Here is a 16,016-nt window from a genome sequence, read left to right on the forward strand (position 1 = left end):
CGGCGTTGCGGGGGTGGCGCATGACGTGGTGCCTGCTTGCGTGCGAGCGGTGCACGAGCTGTGCACGGTACTGGTGCGGCTGGTGCGGCTGGTGCGTCCGGCGCGGGCGGTGCGCCCGGCGCATCCGGCGGGCCCGGTGCGCCGGGTGTGTCCGGCGGGGCCGTCACCGCGGGCGGGGGTCGCGCCTGCGTCGAGGCCGGGTCGCCGGTGCATCGGGCGGCGTCGGATGTCGTCGGTGTCGCCGGGCGGCGTCAGGACCGCGGGCGGAGCGGGCTGTGCCGGTGGGCCAGGGCCTCGTAGGAGGCGGCGAGCGCCGGGGCGGCCCGCTCGTACGTCCGCTGGGCCACGCCTATGAACAGGCAGTCCACGACCAGCAGCTGGCCCGTCCTGCTGGACATGGCCGCCGGCCGCAGCTCGCTCTCGCGACCCGTGGACGTGGTGAGTATGTGATCGGCGTACGACGCGACGGGACCGTCCGGGCGGCCGGTGACGGCCACGGTGGTCGCCCCGTGGTCGAACGCCACGCGCAGCGGCTCTATGACATCGACCGTGCGACCCGAGTGCGTGATCGCGATGGCCACGTCACCCGCGCGCAGCTGGACGGCGTTGGTCACGGCCAGGTGCGGGTCCGGCGAGGCGTGCGCCACGACGCCGATCCGCAGCAGCTTCTGGACCAGGTCCTGGCCCACGAGGTTGGAGGCGCCGATGCCGTACACGTCGATGCGCCGCGCGCTGGCCATGGCGGCGATCGCCGCCTCCACCTGCACGGGGTCGAGCCCGGCCGCGGTGTCCGCGAGGGCCTGCTGCTCGTCCCGCGCGAGCTTGGCGATGACGTCGGCCATCGAGTCGTCCACGGCTATGTCCGCGGTGACCGACGGCGCCCGCCCGGCCTCCTGTTGCGCGGCCGCGGCGGCGAGGGCCAGCCGGAGGTCGCGATACCCGGGATAGCCGAGCAGCCGCGCCGTCCGCACCACGGTGGCCTCCGACGTGCCGGTGCGCTCCGCGAGCCCGGTGACGGTGAGCGCGGCGCAGCCGGCCGGGTCCCCGGCGACGGCCTCGGCGACGCGCTGCATGGAGCGCGTCATGGACGGCGCGACCGTGCGCACCTTGGCCGCGAGGGCCGCGGGCGCGGGCGGCGCCGGCCCGGTCGGGGTGTCGGGAGTGAAAGTTTCCTTCACGCTGTAGCTCACGCCAGAAAGATATTTTCGGGACGGAGGGGGAGTCAACCCCCCGCGACCCGCCTGTGGAAAACCCCGCCGGGGCGGCGGAGCACGTGCGCCGCCGCGGCCGCCGAACCCGTCTCGCGGGGTGCCGGTTGCGGGAGAATGGCCGTATGGAGCACCAAGGGCTGGAGCAGGCGCTGCACCGCGCGCGTGCGCTGATACTCGCCGACCTCACCGCCGGCGACGTGGCCGGGCCGGACGTCGTCACCTTCGTCGAGGACTCCGTCGTGCACCGCCGCTGGTGGGTGGAGCAGTGGCCGGAGGGCGCGGCGTACCTAGACGGCCTGGTGGCCCAGGACGTGCAGGACGCCCTCCTGGAGAAGTACGGCAGGTGGCCCCTGTGCCCCGTCTGCCGGGGCGCCGACGCCGTCGACGCCTCCGGCCCGCACGCGCTGGACATCGAACCGGAGCTGGGCCCCGAGCCGCGGTGGGTCTGCGGCAGGACGGGCGCGGTGGTGGCCCCGGTGGGCGGCCTGGACCGCGCGGGCGGCGCGGGCCCGGCGGACGGCGGCGCCGGATGACGGTCTACGTGGACCCGCCGACCTGGCCCGGGCACGGGCGGATGTGGTCGCACCTGGTCAGCGACGAGTCGTACGAGGAACTGCACGCCTTCGCGGAGGCGATGGGGGTGCCGCGCCGGGCGTTCGACCGCGACCACTACGACATCCCGTCGACGCGGTACGCGGACGCGGTGCGCCTCGGAGCGGTGGAGGTGGGGTCGAAGGAGCTGCTGCGCCGGCTGGTCGACGGCGGCCTGCGACGCCCGGCGCGGAGGCCCGCGGCGGGGTGAGCCCGTCCCCGCGCGTGCCGGGAGCACGCGGCGTGCCGCGCGGGGTCGTGCACGCCGCAGGGGACCACCCCCGCGCGCGTGGAGCGCGACCGTCCCTCCTAACTCGCCGTACGGGGCCGTGGACCACCCCCGCGCGCGCGTGGAGCGCCCTCCCGCGTACCGGGACCTGCGGTCGCAGGAATGTTCGCTGCCCACCCCCGCGTTTCCCCCGTCATGTCCCCGACCGCTCCCCGGGCCGGATCCCGCCTCCCCACCTCCGTGTACGTCCTCGGCGTCGCCGTCTTCGCCCTCGGCACGTCGGAGTTCATGCTCGCCGGCCTCCTCCCCGAGATAGCCGACGACCTCGACGTCTCCATCCCGCGCGCCGGGCTCCTCATCTCCGCGTTCGCCGTCGGCATGGTCGTCGGCGCCCCCACCCTCGCCGCCGCCACCCTCCGGCTTCCCCGCCGCACCACCCTCGTCGGCCTGCTCGTCGTCTTCGGCGCCGGCCACGTCGTGGGCGCCGTCTCCACCTCCTACGGAGTCCTCTTCGCCACCCGTGTCGTGAGCGCCCTGGCCTGCGCCGGGTTCTGGGCCGTCGGCGCCGCCGTCGCCATCGCGACCGTCCCGGTCGGCGCCCGGGCCCGGGCGATGGCGGTGATGGTCGGCGGGCTGAGCGTCGCGAACGTCGCCGGGGTGCCCGGCGGGGCGCTGCTCGGGCAGCACTTCGGCTGGCGGTCCGCGTTCTGGGCGGTGACGCTGATGACCGCCGTCGCGCTCGTCGGGGTGGTGGCGCTCGTACCGCGCGGCGCACCGGCCGCGGGCGCCGAGCCGCCGCGGCTGCGGCAGGAGTTGCGCATCTACCGCGACCCCCAGGTGTGGCTCGCGATGGCCACGATCGCGCTTTTCGCCGGCGCGACCTTCTCCTTCTTCTCCTACCTCGCCCCTCTCCTCACCGACGTCGCCGGCCTCGGCGACGGCTGGGTGCCGACCGTGCTCGCGCTCTTCGGGGCCGGGGCGTTCCTCGGCACGCTCGTCGGCGGGCGGCTGGCGGACCGGCACCGGTTCGGCACCATGTACGGCGGGCTGACCGCGACCGCCGCCGTGCTGGTGGCGTGCGCGCTGCTCGCCGAGTACCCGGCGGCGATCGTGACCCTGTCCGTCCTGCTCGGCGCCACGGCCTTCACCACCGCGCCCGCCCTCAACGCCCGGATCTTCGACGTCGCCGGCGCCGCGCAGGGGCTCGCCGGCGCGACGGCCACGTCCTCGTTCAACATCGGCAACACCGTGGGCCCCTGGCTCGGCGGCCTCGTCATCAGCGCCGGCCTCGGGTACGCCGCCACCGCGTGGACCGGCGCCGTGCTGGCGGCGGGCGCGGTGGCGGTGACGGTGGCCGCCGGCCGGTCGGCGGCCCGGCGTACGACGCTGGTGGCGCGCGGCGAGCCCGAGGGGGCGGTGAAGGCGACGGGCTAGGCACGGACCGTCACCGCCGTGTGTCACTGCCGTGTGATTGTCTCTTGTGCAGGGACAGGGAGGGGTGAACATGCTCGCGGAGACGGCGGCGTTACGGCTGGGGACGATCGTGGCGAACGCCGCGGGGAAGCTGTGGCTGGGCGGCCGGCAGCGCGACCAGCAGCGGCGGCTGGAGATGGCGGACCTGATCCGGGTCCGGGTCCCGGGCGTGCGCCTCCAGCGCGAGGTCCGCCAGCAGTTCGAGCAGATGACCAACGCGGTGTACGACCGCCTGGACCCGTTCCTGACCCACGCGTTCGACCGTCTGGAGCCGGGCGGCCGCCAGGCCGTCATCGACGCCGTGGCCGACACGTTCGCGCACGCGGACCTCTCCGACGACGCCCTCCTCGCCGCCGACGCCCAGCCCGCGGAACTGGTCCGCCGCATCACCGCCTCGGTGCGTGGTCCGGTCGGGCTGAGTGGGACGGAGGCCCGGCTGTACGAGACGCTGTTCGCCGAGTGCGTCACGTACTACGTCAGCATCGTGCGCAGCCTGCCCGTTTTCGAGGAGCGCGCGGCGGCCGAGCTGCTGGCGCGTACGGCCACGCTGGGCGCCGAGGTGGCGCGGGTCCTGGAACGCCTGCCGGACCGCTCGCTGTTCGCGCCCGAGGGCTCCGACCTCGACGCCGACTTCCGGCGGAAGTATCTGCAGCTGGTCAGCCGGGACCTCGACGAGGTGGAGCTGTTCCGCGGCACGTCCGACCAGTCGACGCCGCAGCGCGTCCGGCTGTCGGTGGCGTACGTGAGCCTGCGCACGACCGGCGACGACGCCGGGCTCCGCCGCGGCGCGCGGAGGGGTGTGCCGCAGCTCAGGCCCGACATGAGCAACTGGGAGGAGGGCGGCCAGGAGCCCTCCGGCATGCGGGTCGAGGCGGCGCTGAGCGGCGCGCCGCGCGTACTGCTGCGCGGCGAGGCCGGCTCCGGCAAGACGACGCTGCTGCGGTGGCTGGCGATCACGGCCGCGCGGGGGCGCTTCACGGACGAGCTGGCCGAGTGGAACGGCCTGACCCCGATCTTCGTCAAGCTGCGGGACTACAGCGGCCGTAAGCCGCCGAACCCCGAGGCGATGCTCGACGGCGTCGCCGGCCCGATCACGGGCGTCATGCCGCGGGGCTGGGTGGAGCGCCGGCTCGACGCGGGCGACGCGCTGCTCCTGATCGACGGCGTGGACGAACTGCCGGCCCGGGAGCGCCGCGCCGTCCGCGACTGGCTGCGCAAGCTGCTCGCGCAGTACGAGGGCGTGCGCGTGGTCGTCACCTCCCGCCCCGCGGCGGCGGGCGCGGACTGGCTGCGCCGCGAGGACTTCACCGCCCTGCACCTGGACCGGATGACCCCGCCCGACCTGGCGGCCTTCGTACGCCAGTGGCACCAGGCCGTACGCGAACTGGGCGGCGAACTGCCCTGCGCGGTGGAGGACATCCCGCGGTACGAGCAGTCCCTCCTCACCAGTCTGAAGGACCGCGCGCATCTGCAGTCGCTCGCGAGCACGCCGCTGCTGGCGGCCATGCTCTGCGCGATGCACCTCAACCGCGGCCGCCAACTGCCGCGCGACCGGATGGAGCTGTACCGCAACGCGCTGCACACCCTCGTCCACGACCGGGACGCGGACCGGAACGTGCCGAGCGCGGCGGACAGCAGGCTGAGCCTCGGCGACAAGCTGGTCATCCTGCGGGATCTGGCGTGGCGGCTGTCGGACAACAACCGCAGCGAGATCGATGTGGAGCGGGCGACCGGTTACGTGGCCGCGAAGCTGCGCGGAATGCGCCACCTGGACGTCCTCGACGGCGGTGAGGTCCTGGGCCAGCTACGGCAGCGTTCGGGCATCCTCCGGTCCCCCGCCGAGGACCGCATCGACTTCGTACACCGGACCTTTCAGGAGTACCTGGCCGCCGAGGAGGCGGCGGAGGAGGACCGCATCGGCAACCTGGTCGGGCGGGCGCACCTGGACCTGTGGCGAGAGACGATCATCATGACCGCCGGCCATGCGAACGCGCGCCAGCGGGAGGAACTGCTGGACGGCATCCTGGACCGCGCGGAGGGCGAGCCCCGGCACGCGCGCACGCTGCGGCTGCTGGCGGCGGCGTGCCAGGAGACGCTGCCGTCGGTGTCGGAGGGGCTGGCGGACCGGCTGGACGAGGCCGTGACCGCGCTGCTCCCGGCGAGGCGGAAGACGGACCCGCCGGCGCTGGCGGCGGTGGGGCCGACGCTGCTGCGCTGGCTGCCGACGTCGCTGGAGGAACTGACGGAGAAGGCCGCGGCGCAGACGGTGCGGACCACGGCGCTGATAGGGGGCGAGAAGGCCCTCGGCATGCTGGAAGGCTTCGTGGGGGACCAGCGCAGGGAAGTGGTCAAGGAACTCCTCAGCGCGTGGGACTACTTCGACGCGGATGCCTACGCAGACCGGGTCCTGTGCCGGCTGTCGCTGGCGGGACGCCTGGTGGACATCAGTCATTCCGGCCAGCTGCGCGCGGCGAGCCGGCTGAGGGAGCTGACGGGCATCAACGTGCGGCAGCCCGTGCGCGGACTCGATTTCGTGGCCGACCTCCCGCCTCTTCGGATACTGCAGGCGTTGTCGCTGGGCGAGGGCGCCGATCTGTCCGTCCTGCGAGCCCAGCTCGACCTGGAGCTGTTGTCGCTGCACGGTTCCAGATCGGTGCGCGGGGAGTCGGTTCTCCCGGAGCTGACCCGGCTGCGACATCTGGTATTGCCCCTCTCCGGCGACCTGGACCTGAGCGGGTTGCAACGCTGCCCCGACCTCAGGAATCTCGCTCTTCGCGAGGTGGGTGACAAGGACCTCGGTTCGGTGACCGCGCTCACCGGTTTGGACTACATCCTTCTGATCGGAAACGGCCGGTGCACGATTCGTGGTTTCGATGAGTTGGAGGGACTGACCGGTCTTACGGACCTGCGGCTCAACGCCGTCGACGGTGACGCCTGGCTCAGGGGAATCAAGAGCCTTCCACCGTCGCTGACGGACCTGTCTCTGGTGAGCTGCGTCGTGTCGCCCGACCGTGAGACCTTCGCGCGGTTCGGCGGTACTGACGTGGTTCTCGACCACTGCCGCACCCCCGACGGCATGCCCGTCACCGCACTGGACATCCCAGGGGTGCGCGTTCTCGCCGACTGATCAGGCACCGCGCCCGCTACCCGCCCAGCAGCTCCAGCTCCGTCCCCGCGTTGTGCCGCGCCGCCGCCTCCCACCGCGCGTACCCCGTCTCCGTGCGGAACAGCCGCGGCAGCCCCAGCAGCTGCCGCAGCACCGCCGCCCGCCCCTCCCGGAACGCGTCGTCCGGCACGAAGCCGTACTCCTCCCGCACCGCCGCCGCGTACGCCGCGTACTCGGCCGGGGTGCCCGCCAGCACCGCCAGGTCCGCGTCGCACAGCACCTCGCCGTTGCGGTCCCCGGCGCGCGGGTCGTGGCCGGCCGTGAGCCGTACGAGCCGCGCCACCTCCGCGACCCGCTCGTCGGCCACCCCCGCCTCCGCGAGGGCGACTTGCGCGAGACGCGCACTGCGCTCCTCGTTCTCGCTCCGCTCCGGCCGGTAGACGGCGTCGTGGAACCAGGCCGCGAGGCGCACGGCGTCGGGGTCGTCGGCGTGGTCGGCCAGGTCGTCGACGCGGTCGAGGACGGCCTTCAGGTGTGCCGCGGTGTGGTAGTGCCGCTGGGGCTCGCCCCAGCGTTCCAGCAGCTTCTTGCCGTACGGAACGGGGTCGGGCGTCTCGGCGCCCGCCTGGCAGCGGGTGAGGAGGGCGGTCCAGCGGTCGAGGAGACCGGCGGAGGGCAGCACTCCGCCGACCGGCGCGGCGGGCGGGACGGGTGGCTCGTCTGCGGGGGCTGGCATGGTCACTATTCTGCGCGATATGGCAGGCTGTGCTTCATGTCTAGACCAATGCTGCTTGAGGTCATCGCCCTGAACGCCGCCGACGCCGTCGCCGCGGAGGCGGGCGGCGCCGACCGCCTTGAGCTGGTCACGGACATGGCGGCCGACGGGCTCACCCCGTCGTGCGAGACGGTCGCCGCCGTACGGGCCGCGGTGGCGCTCCCCGTACGGGTCATGCTGCGCGCCGAGGACGGCTTCGCGGCCGGAGGAGCGGCGGCGCTGGAGGCGCTGGCGGCGCGGGCGGGGGCGTTGCGCGCGGAGGGGGCGGAGGAGTTCGTCCTCGGGTTCCTGGACGAGGCCGGCGGGCCGGATCTGGCGGCGGTCGGGCGGCTGCTGGAGGCGGTGGGGGGCGGCTGCCGGTGGACGTTCCACCGGGCGATCGACCGGGCGGCGGACCGCGACACGCTGCGGAAGCAGCTGGCGGGGCTGCCGGGGCTTGACACGTACCTGACGGCGGGCTCGGCGCGCGGCGTCGCCGACGGCCTCGCGGTGCTGGTCGCCGAGGCGGCCCGGGCGACCGCGGGCCAGCCCGGCTACGAGCCGCGCATCATGGCCGGCGGCGGCCTGACCACCGCCCACGTCCCCCGCCTCCGCGCCGCGGGCCTGGACGCCTTCCACGTCGGCGGCGCGGTCCGCCCGGCGGGCTGGTCGGGGCCGGTGTCGCCGGAGTCGGTGGCGGAGTGGCGAACGCTGCTGGACAGCTGACCGGGGTGGTGCCGGGTGCGCGCCCCTTATCAGATGCGGCCGAGGACTTCTCTGCACCGGCCCCCACCGGCACTGGCGAGAGGTAACTTCGAGTCATGAGTGATGTGGGGATCGGTGAGGCTGGCGCCCGGCTGGAGATGCTGGTGCAGCAGGTTGCGTCTGGGCGGGAACGGGTGGTCATCACCGGCGACGGCGGCGTACCCGCGGCCGTGCTCATCAGCCCGGAGGAGCTCGCAGACCTTGAGGACCGCCTGGCGCTCGCACAGTACGAGCTGAGCAAGGCGCGCGACACGGTGGAGACCGAGTCGCACGACGAGGTGGTGTGCGCGGTGTACGGCAGGGGGACGGCGCACGGCCAGGGCGCGGCGTGAGGCACCGGATCGAGTATGTCCGGGGTGTCAAGGAGAGGATCGTCGCGTATCGCAAGGAGGATCCCGCCGGTGTGGACCAGATCTTCGACGCGATCAACGCGCTGGCCTCGGACCCGAGGCCGCGCCGGGCACGCCCCTACGGCTCCTCCGATGTCCTCCGCCTCCCCGTCGGCCGGTACCGGCTGATGTACGAAGTGCACGATGACGTGGTCACCATCACCGTTTTCCACATCGGCAACGTATAGCAGCGAGCATCGTCACGTACCGCGCGTGGCGCGGCCGGCCGCAGGTCACGGGCCGCTGGCCAGCCACGGAAGAAGACAAGGACACACATGCCACCGCACGCATCGGCGGTTCCCCCGGGGACCCGGCTGCTCCACATAGGGCCCCACAAGACCGGCACCACGGCTGTGCAGGGAGCGTTCCACCAGGCACGCGACCGGCTCCACGCGCACGGGGTCCACTACGCCGGCAAGCAGCGGATGCCCGGGCACGCCGTGGGCTCCCGGCTCGGCCTCAGCCTCGCCAAGGGCGAGGCGCCGCCGGACATCGACCACTGGCGGGAACTGCGGGACGAGGTGACCGCCGCCGGGGACCGGCGGGTCGTCGTCAGCTGCGAGTTCTTCGCCAACGCCGACCCGGACGCGCTGCCCGAGGTCGTCGAGGAGCTGGGCGGGGACGCCGTCCACGTCGTCGTCACGCTCCGGCCCCTGGTGCGGATCCTGCCGTCGCAGTGGCAGGAGTACGTCCAGAACGGGCTCCGCTCCGGCTACGAGGAGTGGCTGGACGACATCCTCCGCAAGCGGGCCGACGACGGCACGCCCACCGCGTTCTGGCGCCGGCACCGCCATGACGCGCTTGTCGAGCGGTGGGCCGCGGTGGTCGGCCCGGACAACGTCACGGTCGTGGTGGTGGACGAGACCGACCCCCTGGCCCTGCTACGGATGTTCGAGGAGCTGACGGGGCTGCCGGAGGGCGTCCTCCGGCCCGACAGCCACGTCAACCCCTCGCTGACCCTGGGCGAGGCCGAAATGCTCAGGCGGCTCAACGAGGCCACCCACGAGCGCGGCTGGCCCGACCGCCGGTACGTCGAGGTGATACGGCACGGCGTACGGTTCGAACTGCGAAAGCCGCGCGAGCGGGACGCCGGTGAGCCCCGGGCCGCCACCCCGGAGTGGGCCGTGGACGAGGCCGTGGCCGTCGCGGAGGAGATGACCGGCCGGATCGCCGGCCTCGGCGTCCGGATCGTCGGCGACCCCGCCCGGCTCACCCGCCGGCCCACCGCGCAACCGGCCCCCGCGGGCCCGCCGATGGTGCACGCGGACGTGGCGGCGCGGGCCGTCCTGGCAGCCGTCCAGAAGAGCGCGCCCAAGCGGAAGAAGAAGGCCCAGCCGCCGCCGAGGATGGCGCCGGCGGCCGGGGCGCGGAAACCGGCGTCGGCCGAGGACCGGCCGGTCCGCGAGGTCAGCGCCGCGACGCTGGTCCGCATCCTCCGCCGACGCGGACTGCGCCGGCTGCGCCGCCGGATGCCGCGCGGCCGGGGGCCCCGGGGCTGACCGCCGCGGGTTGCGGCGCGGGGTGCGGGGCGTGCGCCGCGGGGGAGGCGGGCGTCGGCGGGGCCCGGAACCCGCTCGCTGTCAGAGGGGCGGCCTACCCTGGGGCGGGTGTGCGGGGAACGGGTGAAACAGGTGAACGGGTGAACGGGTGAACGGGTGAACGGGTGAACGGGTAAGGGGACGCGACCCCGCCCTACGCCTCCGGGCCCGACGTCGACTCCCGTACCTGCAGCGCCGTCCGCAGCACCACCGTCTGCAGCGGCCGTGCCGTTCCCGCGATCCGCTCCTGCAGCAGCCCCGCCGCCGTCCACCCCAGGTCGTACGACGGCAGCTGCACCGTCGACAGCGGCGGGCGGACCAGCGACGCCCACGGGACGTCGCCGAACGACAGCACCCCGGTCCGCGGCGGCTCCGTGCCCGCCTCCCGCAGCGCCTCCAGTGCGCCCACCGTCATCAGGTTGTTCGCCACGAACACCGCGTCCGGCGGCTCCGGTAGCGCCAGCAGGTCCGCCATCGCCGCCCGGCCGCCCTCGACGCGGAAGTCGCCGTGCCGTACGTACTCCGGCCGCAGCGCGCCGCCGCCCGTCTCGCGCAGGTGGTCCCGCAGCACCGCGCGGTAGCCGGCGAGCCGGTCGTCGGACGTCGAGGCGCCCTCGGGGCCGGCGATGCACGCGATCCGCCGGTAGCCGCTGCGCAGCAGGTGCGCGGTGGCCTCTTCGCCGCCGTGCTGGTTGTCGACCATCACCGCGTCCACGGACGCCCCGCGCGGGCGCCGGTCCACCGCGACGACGGGCATGCCGCGGCCCTCCAGCACCGACAGGTCGGTCCGGTTCCGGGACGCGGCGGCGACGATCACGCCGGCCATCTGCTCCGCCGCCGCGATCTCCAGGTAGCGCCGCTCCTTGTCCACGTCCTCGTCGGTGTTGCACAGCACCACCGACAGGTTCGTCTGCTGTGCGGCGTCCTCCACGCCCCGGGCGAGCGACGTGAAGAAGGGGTTCTCGATGTCCGGGATGATCAGCCCGATGACGCTCGCCCGCTGCATCCGCAGCGACCGCGCCACGCGGTTCGGCGAGAAGCCCAGCTCGGCCGCGGTCCTGCGGACGCGCTCGGCGCGTTCCGCGGTGACCCGCCCCCCGTTGAAGACCCGGGAGACCGTGGCCGGCGAGACCCCGGCGGCCCGGGCCACATCGTTGATGGTCGTCACTTCTCCCTACCTGAACCTCTCACGCAGGCGCGGGAGTCGGCCGCGCGTCCGGTGCCCTGCCCGCCCATTCTCCGCCAGTCCGGGGCCCCGTCCGGCCGCGGCGGGACATCGGACGGGTACGCCCGGCGGACCCGCGCCGCGGCCCGCAGTGCGGCCCCGGCATCCGGTCGGCGGGTGGACGGGTCGGCGTGGACGGTGTGCGCCGCGGTCTCGTACGGACCTCTTGACACCGTCTGGCGTGAACTCTACGTTCGCGTGAAATGGATTTCAAGAGACTTCCGACGAGCCCACCTCACGTCACCGGAGTCTCGCTTAGTTACTACATACACGTGGGATGACGTCTCGACCGACCTCACAAGAAAACGATTTCACACCGGAGCGTCCATGAGTACCACGTTCGGCCTGGATGACCTCGCCCGTACGACCCCGGCGGTCACCCGCTCCATCAGCGCCGAGAACCCCACCGGCGCCAAGGGCGCCGGCGGCGCCGCGACCGAGGGCACCGGTGCGCGCGCCGCCGGCCGGCTCGGCCGGGGCTGGAAGGTCTCCCCGAGCATCGACATCGCCGCCGGCGAGACCGCCGTCCTCGCCGAGATCGACGGGCCGGGCACCCTCCGGCACCTCTGGTGCACCACCGCCCCGCACGCCGCCTGGCGGCAGGCACTGCTGCGCGTCTACTGGGACGGCGCGCAGACCCCCGCCGTCGAGGTGCCCCTCGGCGACTTCTTCTGCAACGGCTGGAGCATCTTCAGCCAGGTCTCCTCCGTGCCCGTGGCCGTCAACCCCAACGGCGGCTTCAACGCCTACTGGCCGATGCCCTTCCGCCGCCGCGCCCGCGTCACGCTGGAGAACCTCGCCCCCGAGCAGATGACGCTCTACTACCAGATCGACTACGAGCTCGCCGACGTACCCGCCGACGCCGCCTACTTCCACGCCCAGTGGCGCCGCAGCAACCCCGTCGACGAGTCCGCGATCCACACCCTCCTCGACGGCGTCACCGGCGCCGGCCAGTACGTCGGCACATACCTGGCCTGGGGCACCAACAGCCCCGGCTGGTGGGGCGAGGGCGAGCTGAAGTTCTTCCTCGACGGCGACGAGGAGTGGCCCACCGTCTGCGGCACCGGCACCGAGGACTACTTCGGCGGCGCCTGGAACTTCGACGTCAAGCCGCACGGCTACACCGCCTACACCACGCCCTACCTGGGCCTGAACCAGATCCTCCGGCCGGACGGCCTCTACGCCAGCCAGCAGCGGTTCGGGATGTACCGCTGGCACGTCCTGGACCCCGTCCGCTTCCACGAAGACCTCCGCGTGACCGTGCAGTGCCTCGGCATCGGCGCCGGCCAGGGCAACGGCCTCCGGCACCGCTACCGCAAGAACCGCGACGACATCGCTTCGACCTCCCTGTTCTACCTGGACGCGCCGTCGAGCGCATCCCTCCCGGCCACCCCCGGCCTGCTCGACCTGGAGGTCGACGCCCCCGACTGAAACCCGTAACAGCTCCCACCCGACAGACAGGGGCACCACATGCTCCAGCACGGCAACGGCGCCGTACCCGCCCGCGGCGCCCCGTCCCGCCGCCGCTTCCTCGGCGGCACGGCGGGCGCCGCCGCGGCGGCCGGGACCGCCGCCACCCCGCTGCTCAGCGGCTGCGGGGCCGCGAACGCCGACGGCGGCACGCTCACGTTCTGGCACTTCTACGACCCCAAGGCGTCCGACCCCGCGATGGTCGCCCAGTCGAAGTGGTTCGACCGGCTCATCAAGGACTGGAACGACACCCACGACGTCAGGATCGAGCCGTACTTCGTCCCCGGCGCCAGCTACCAGGGCTCGAAGATGGTCACCGCCTTCGCCTCCGGCGCAGGCCCCGACATCTTCCTGCTCAGCCCCGGCGACTTCACCCGCTACTACAACGGCGGCATCCTCGCCGACCTCACCCCGCACCTCGACGCCGGCGTGGTCGAGGACTACGGCACGAGCCTGGCCAGCCGCACCGTCGACGGCAGGGTCTACGCCCTCCCCATGGAGGTCGAGCCGCTCGCCATGTTCTACAACGTCCCCGTCTGGGAGAAGGCCGGCCTCTCCGAGGGCGACATCCCCGTCACCTGGGACCAGCTCCTCGACGTCGGCGACCGGATCCGCAGCAGGACCGGCGCCGCCGGCCTGGTCTTCCACACCGACCCCGGCTACTACCAGAACTTCACCTGGTACTGCTGGATGTGGCAGGGCGGCGGCGAGGTGGTCGACAAGGCCGGCAACGTCGTCTTCGACTCCCGGGGCGCCCGCCAGGCCCTCGCCCTCTGGCAGGACGCGGTCGAGGCCGGCATCGCCCCCCGCACCCTCCCCGCCGCCGACGACCGCATCACCGCCTTCACCTCCCACCTTGCCGGCATGTGGCAGATCGGCATCTGGGAGGTCCAGGCCTTCAAGGCGGGCGCGCCCGACCACGAGTACGGGGTCTTCCGGCTGCCCGTACCGTCCGGCGGCGAGTACACCACCACCCTCGGCGGCTGGTCGTTCTGCGCCAGCACCCAGGGCGCCAACCCCGACGCCGCCGCCGAGTTCTGCGGCTGGGCGCTCGGCGGGATGTCCGACGAGTCGATCAACCGCAGCGTCGAGTGGTGCACGGGCGTGAAGTCCGGCATCTCCCCGCGCGCCTCCGCCCTGCAGCGCGCCACCGCGCAGGGCGGCTACGACTCCTGGGCGATGAAGAAGTTCAAGGAGGACGTCTTCCCCGGCGGCCGGGCCGAGCCGCGCTACCCGCCGATCGTCTACAAGGCGATCTCCGACGCCATCCAGGCCACGATGCTCGCCGGCAAGGGCGTGGCGAGCGAGGCCGACCGGGCCGCCCAGACCATCGACGCGTTCATGAAGAGCTACCAGGGGGCGAGCCTCCTATGACGAGCATCGCAACGCACCAGCGGCGCGCCCCGGGCGCCGCCGCGAAGCGCACCGCCGCCCCCGCGGGCCGCCGCCGGCTCGGCCGCAAGGGCCGCGAGCGGCTGGCCGCCGCGCTGTTCCTGCTGCCCGACGGCCTCGGCCTGGGGATCTTCGTGGTCCTGCCGATGCTGCTGTCGTTCGTGCTGAGCTTCTTCCAGGTCTCGGGCTTCGGCTCGTACGAGTGGATAGGCGTCGGCAACTACGAGCGCATGTTCAACGACCCGTACTTCTGGTCCTCGATGTGGGTCACCGCGAAGTACGTCGTCATCCTCGTGCCCACGCTCTTCGTGGTCAGCCTCGGGCTCGGCGTGCTGATGAAGCAGATGCTGCCCGGCATGTCGGTGTACCGCACGGCGCTCTTCCTGCCGCACATGCTGAGCCTGGTCGTCGTCGGCCTGCTGTGGAAGTTCATGCTCGACGACCAGACCGGCGTGGTGAACAAGGCCACCGGCGAGCTGGGCCTGGGCGCCCGCTCCTGGCTGGGCGACCCCGGCCTCGCGCTGTACGCGGTGATCGCGGTCACCGTCTGGTACTACATGGGGTACTACATGATCATTTTCCTGGCGGGTCTCAACGAGATCCCCCGGGAGCTGTACGAGGCCGCCCGGATCGACGGCGCCGGGCCCTGGGCCTCGTTCCGGCAGATCACCTGGCCGCTGCTCAAGCCCACCAGCTTCTTCGTCCTCATCGTCAGCACGGTCGCCGCGATCACCGGCACCTTCGACCTGATCTTCGTGCTGACCGACGGCGGTCCCGCCAACGGCACCGCCGTGGCGATGTTCTACATCTACCAGCAGGCGTTCGTCTTCGGCGAGTACGGCTACGCCGCGGCCCTGGGCTCCTTCCTGGTGCTCGTGATGGTCGCCCTGTCCTGGCTGATCTTCAAGGCGACCAAGGGCGGGAGGTTCGACGATGAGTCGTGACACCCTGGCCGGCGGCACCACCGCCGACCGACCCGACCGACCCGACCGACCCGACCGGCCCGGCCTCCTCGACCGACCTGCCCCGCCGCGCGGCCCCGGCCGCCGCCGCGCCCGCGCCGGGCTCACGGTGCTGGCGATCGTGCTGTCGGCGCTGAGCGTCTTCCCGGTGCTGTGGCTGATCACCTCGGCGTTCAAGCCGCGCGAGAGCGTCACCGACGGCCGGCTGGTCCCCGAGAGCGTCACCTGGGAGAACTTCCGCTACGTCCTCACCGAGGTGGCCTTCGACCGCTGGCTGTGGAACAGCTTCCTCACGGCCGCGGTCATCACGGTCGGCGCGCTGTTCTTCCACTCGATGGCCGCCTACGCCCTCGCCCGGCTGCGCTTCCCCGGCCGCGACGGCATCTTCGTCGTCATCTTCTCCACGCTGCTGATCACCCCGCCGGTGATCCTCATCCCGCTGTTCATCGTCGTCCGCCAGCTCGGCATGCTCGACAGCTACGCGGCCCTGATCATCCCGCCGCTGTTCAACGCCTTCGGGATCTTCCTGCTGCGGCAGTTCTACCTCGGCATCCCGCGGGAGCTGGAGGAGGCGGCGATCGCCGACGGCGCCGGCTACTGGCGGATCTACTGGAGCATCATCCTGCCGCTGTCCCGGCCCATCCTCGCCGCGCTGTCGGTGTTCTTCTTCCTCGCCAACTGGAACGCCTTCGCCTGGCCGCTGGTCGCCACCAGCAGCGAGGACCTGACGGTCACGCAGGTCGGCATCGCGTCCTTCACCACCCAGTACGGCTCGAACTGGAACTACATCCTCGCCGCCGCCGTGGTCGCCGTGATCCCCATGCTGATGCTCTTCCTCTTCTTCCAGCGCCAGATGGTCGAGTCCATCAAGACCTCCGGCCTGAAGTGACGCCCCGCCACCGCCACCCCCG

At 73.1% G+C, this 16,016-nt stretch carries 15 protein-coding genes; 12 read left to right on the top strand and 3 right to left on the bottom strand.

The window, feature by feature from the left end:
• Window positions 1–251: 251 nt before the first annotated feature.
• A complete protein-coding gene (locus ABD317_RS07075; RefSeq protein ID WP_027756136.1) occupies window positions 252–1,190 on the bottom strand; it encodes an SIS domain-containing protein in 939 nt (312 codons plus the stop codon).
• Between the two features lie 143 nt (window positions 1,191–1,333).
• On the opposite strand from ABD317_RS07075, the gene ABD317_RS07080 reads away from it, so the two are divergent.
• The 4 genes from ABD317_RS07080 (at window position 1,334) to ABD317_RS07095 (ending at window position 6,631) form a co-directional block, all read left to right on the top strand.
• On the top strand, window positions 1,334–1,744 hold the full coding sequence (locus ABD317_RS07080; RefSeq protein WP_027756137.1) for a hypothetical protein: 411 nt from the start codon (window positions 1,334–1,336) through the stop codon (window positions 1,742–1,744).
• The gene (locus ABD317_RS07085; RefSeq protein WP_027756138.1) at window positions 1,741–2,013 is read left to right on the top strand and encodes a DUF4031 domain-containing protein; all 273 of its coding nucleotides are present in this window, start codon (window positions 1,741–1,743) and stop codon (window positions 2,011–2,013) included. Before ABD317_RS07080 ends, ABD317_RS07085 begins: the two co-directional genes overlap by 4 nt.
• 213 nt (window positions 2,014–2,226) lie before the next feature.
• Window positions 2,227–3,465: a Cmx/CmrA family chloramphenicol efflux MFS transporter gene (locus ABD317_RS07090; RefSeq protein WP_344288918.1), complete on the top strand. Its 1,239-nt coding sequence runs from the start codon at window positions 2,227–2,229 to the stop codon at window positions 3,463–3,465.
• A 70-nt stretch (window positions 3,466–3,535) separates the two neighbouring features.
• Window positions 3,536–6,631 carry an NACHT domain-containing protein gene (locus ABD317_RS07095; RefSeq protein ID WP_344288919.1) on the top strand — a complete coding sequence of 1,032 codons (3,096 nt, stop codon included), beginning with the start codon at window positions 3,536–3,538 and terminating at the stop codon, window positions 6,629–6,631.
• A gap of 16 nt (window positions 6,632–6,647) precedes the next feature.
• On the opposite strand, the gene ABD317_RS07100 is transcribed toward ABD317_RS07095, so the two are convergent.
• Entirely contained in the window at window positions 6,648–7,355 is a 708-nt protein-coding gene (locus tag ABD317_RS07100; RefSeq protein WP_425582301.1) for an HD domain-containing protein, read from the bottom strand.
• A gap of 27 nt (window positions 7,356–7,382) precedes the next feature.
• On the opposite strand from ABD317_RS07100, the gene ABD317_RS07105 reads away from it, so the two are divergent.
• The 4 genes from ABD317_RS07105 to ABD317_RS07120 all read left to right on the top strand — a co-directional run bounded on the left by ABD317_RS07105 (window position 7,383) and on the right by ABD317_RS07120 (window position 10,017).
• Entirely contained in the window at window positions 7,383–8,090 is a 708-nt protein-coding gene (locus ABD317_RS07105) for a copper homeostasis protein CutC (RefSeq protein ID WP_344288921.1), read from the top strand.
• A 95-nt stretch (window positions 8,091–8,185) separates the two neighbouring features.
• Window positions 8,186–8,461, top strand: a complete 276-nt coding sequence (locus ABD317_RS07110) for a type II toxin-antitoxin system Phd/YefM family antitoxin (RefSeq protein WP_344288922.1) — start codon at window positions 8,186–8,188, stop codon at window positions 8,459–8,461.
• A gap of 71 nt (window positions 8,462–8,532) precedes the next feature.
• On the top strand, window positions 8,533–8,706 hold the full coding sequence (locus ABD317_RS07115; RefSeq protein WP_344288924.1) for a type II toxin-antitoxin system RelE family toxin: 174 nt from the start codon (window positions 8,533–8,535) through the stop codon (window positions 8,704–8,706).
• Window positions 8,707–8,793: 87 nt separating this feature from the next.
• Window positions 8,794–10,017, top strand: coding sequence for a hypothetical protein (locus ABD317_RS07120; RefSeq protein WP_344288926.1), 1,224 nt, complete (start codon window positions 8,794–8,796; stop codon window positions 10,015–10,017).
• Between the two features lie 193 nt (window positions 10,018–10,210).
• Here the strand turns inward: ABD317_RS07120 and ABD317_RS07125 are convergent, their stop codons facing one another.
• Complete coding sequence (locus tag ABD317_RS07125; protein ID WP_344288928.1) at window positions 10,211–11,224, bottom strand: LacI family DNA-binding transcriptional regulator; 1,014 nt, start codon at window positions 11,222–11,224, stop codon at window positions 10,211–10,213.
• A 384-nt stretch (window positions 11,225–11,608) separates the two neighbouring features.
• On the opposite strand from ABD317_RS07125, the gene ABD317_RS07130 reads away from it, so the two are divergent.
• The 4 genes from ABD317_RS07130 to ABD317_RS07145 are packed head-to-tail and all read left to right on the top strand — an operon-like array spanning window position 11,609 to window position 15,994.
• Entirely contained in the window at window positions 11,609–12,712 is a 1,104-nt protein-coding gene (locus tag ABD317_RS07130; RefSeq protein WP_344288930.1) for a glycoside hydrolase family 172 protein, read from the top strand.
• Window positions 12,713–12,751: 39 nt separating this feature from the next.
• On the top strand, window positions 12,752–14,125 hold the full coding sequence (locus ABD317_RS07135) for an ABC transporter substrate-binding protein (protein ID WP_344288932.1): 1,374 nt from the start codon (window positions 12,752–12,754) through the stop codon (window positions 14,123–14,125).
• On the top strand, window positions 14,122–15,087 hold the full coding sequence (locus ABD317_RS07140) for a carbohydrate ABC transporter permease (protein WP_344288934.1): 966 nt from the start codon (window positions 14,122–14,124) through the stop codon (window positions 15,085–15,087). The genes ABD317_RS07135 and ABD317_RS07140 overlap by 4 nt, the downstream gene beginning before the upstream one ends.
• Complete coding sequence (locus ABD317_RS07145; RefSeq protein ID WP_344288935.1) at window positions 15,077–15,994, top strand: carbohydrate ABC transporter permease; 918 nt, start codon at window positions 15,077–15,079, stop codon at window positions 15,992–15,994. Before ABD317_RS07140 ends, ABD317_RS07145 begins: the two co-directional genes overlap by 11 nt.
• Window positions 15,995–16,016 lie beyond the last annotated feature (22 nt).

The sequence above is a fragment of the Streptomyces synnematoformans genome, assembly GCF_039531005.1.
Taxonomy (GTDB): Bacteria; Actinomycetota; Actinomycetes; order Streptomycetales; family Streptomycetaceae; genus Streptomyces; species Streptomyces synnematoformans.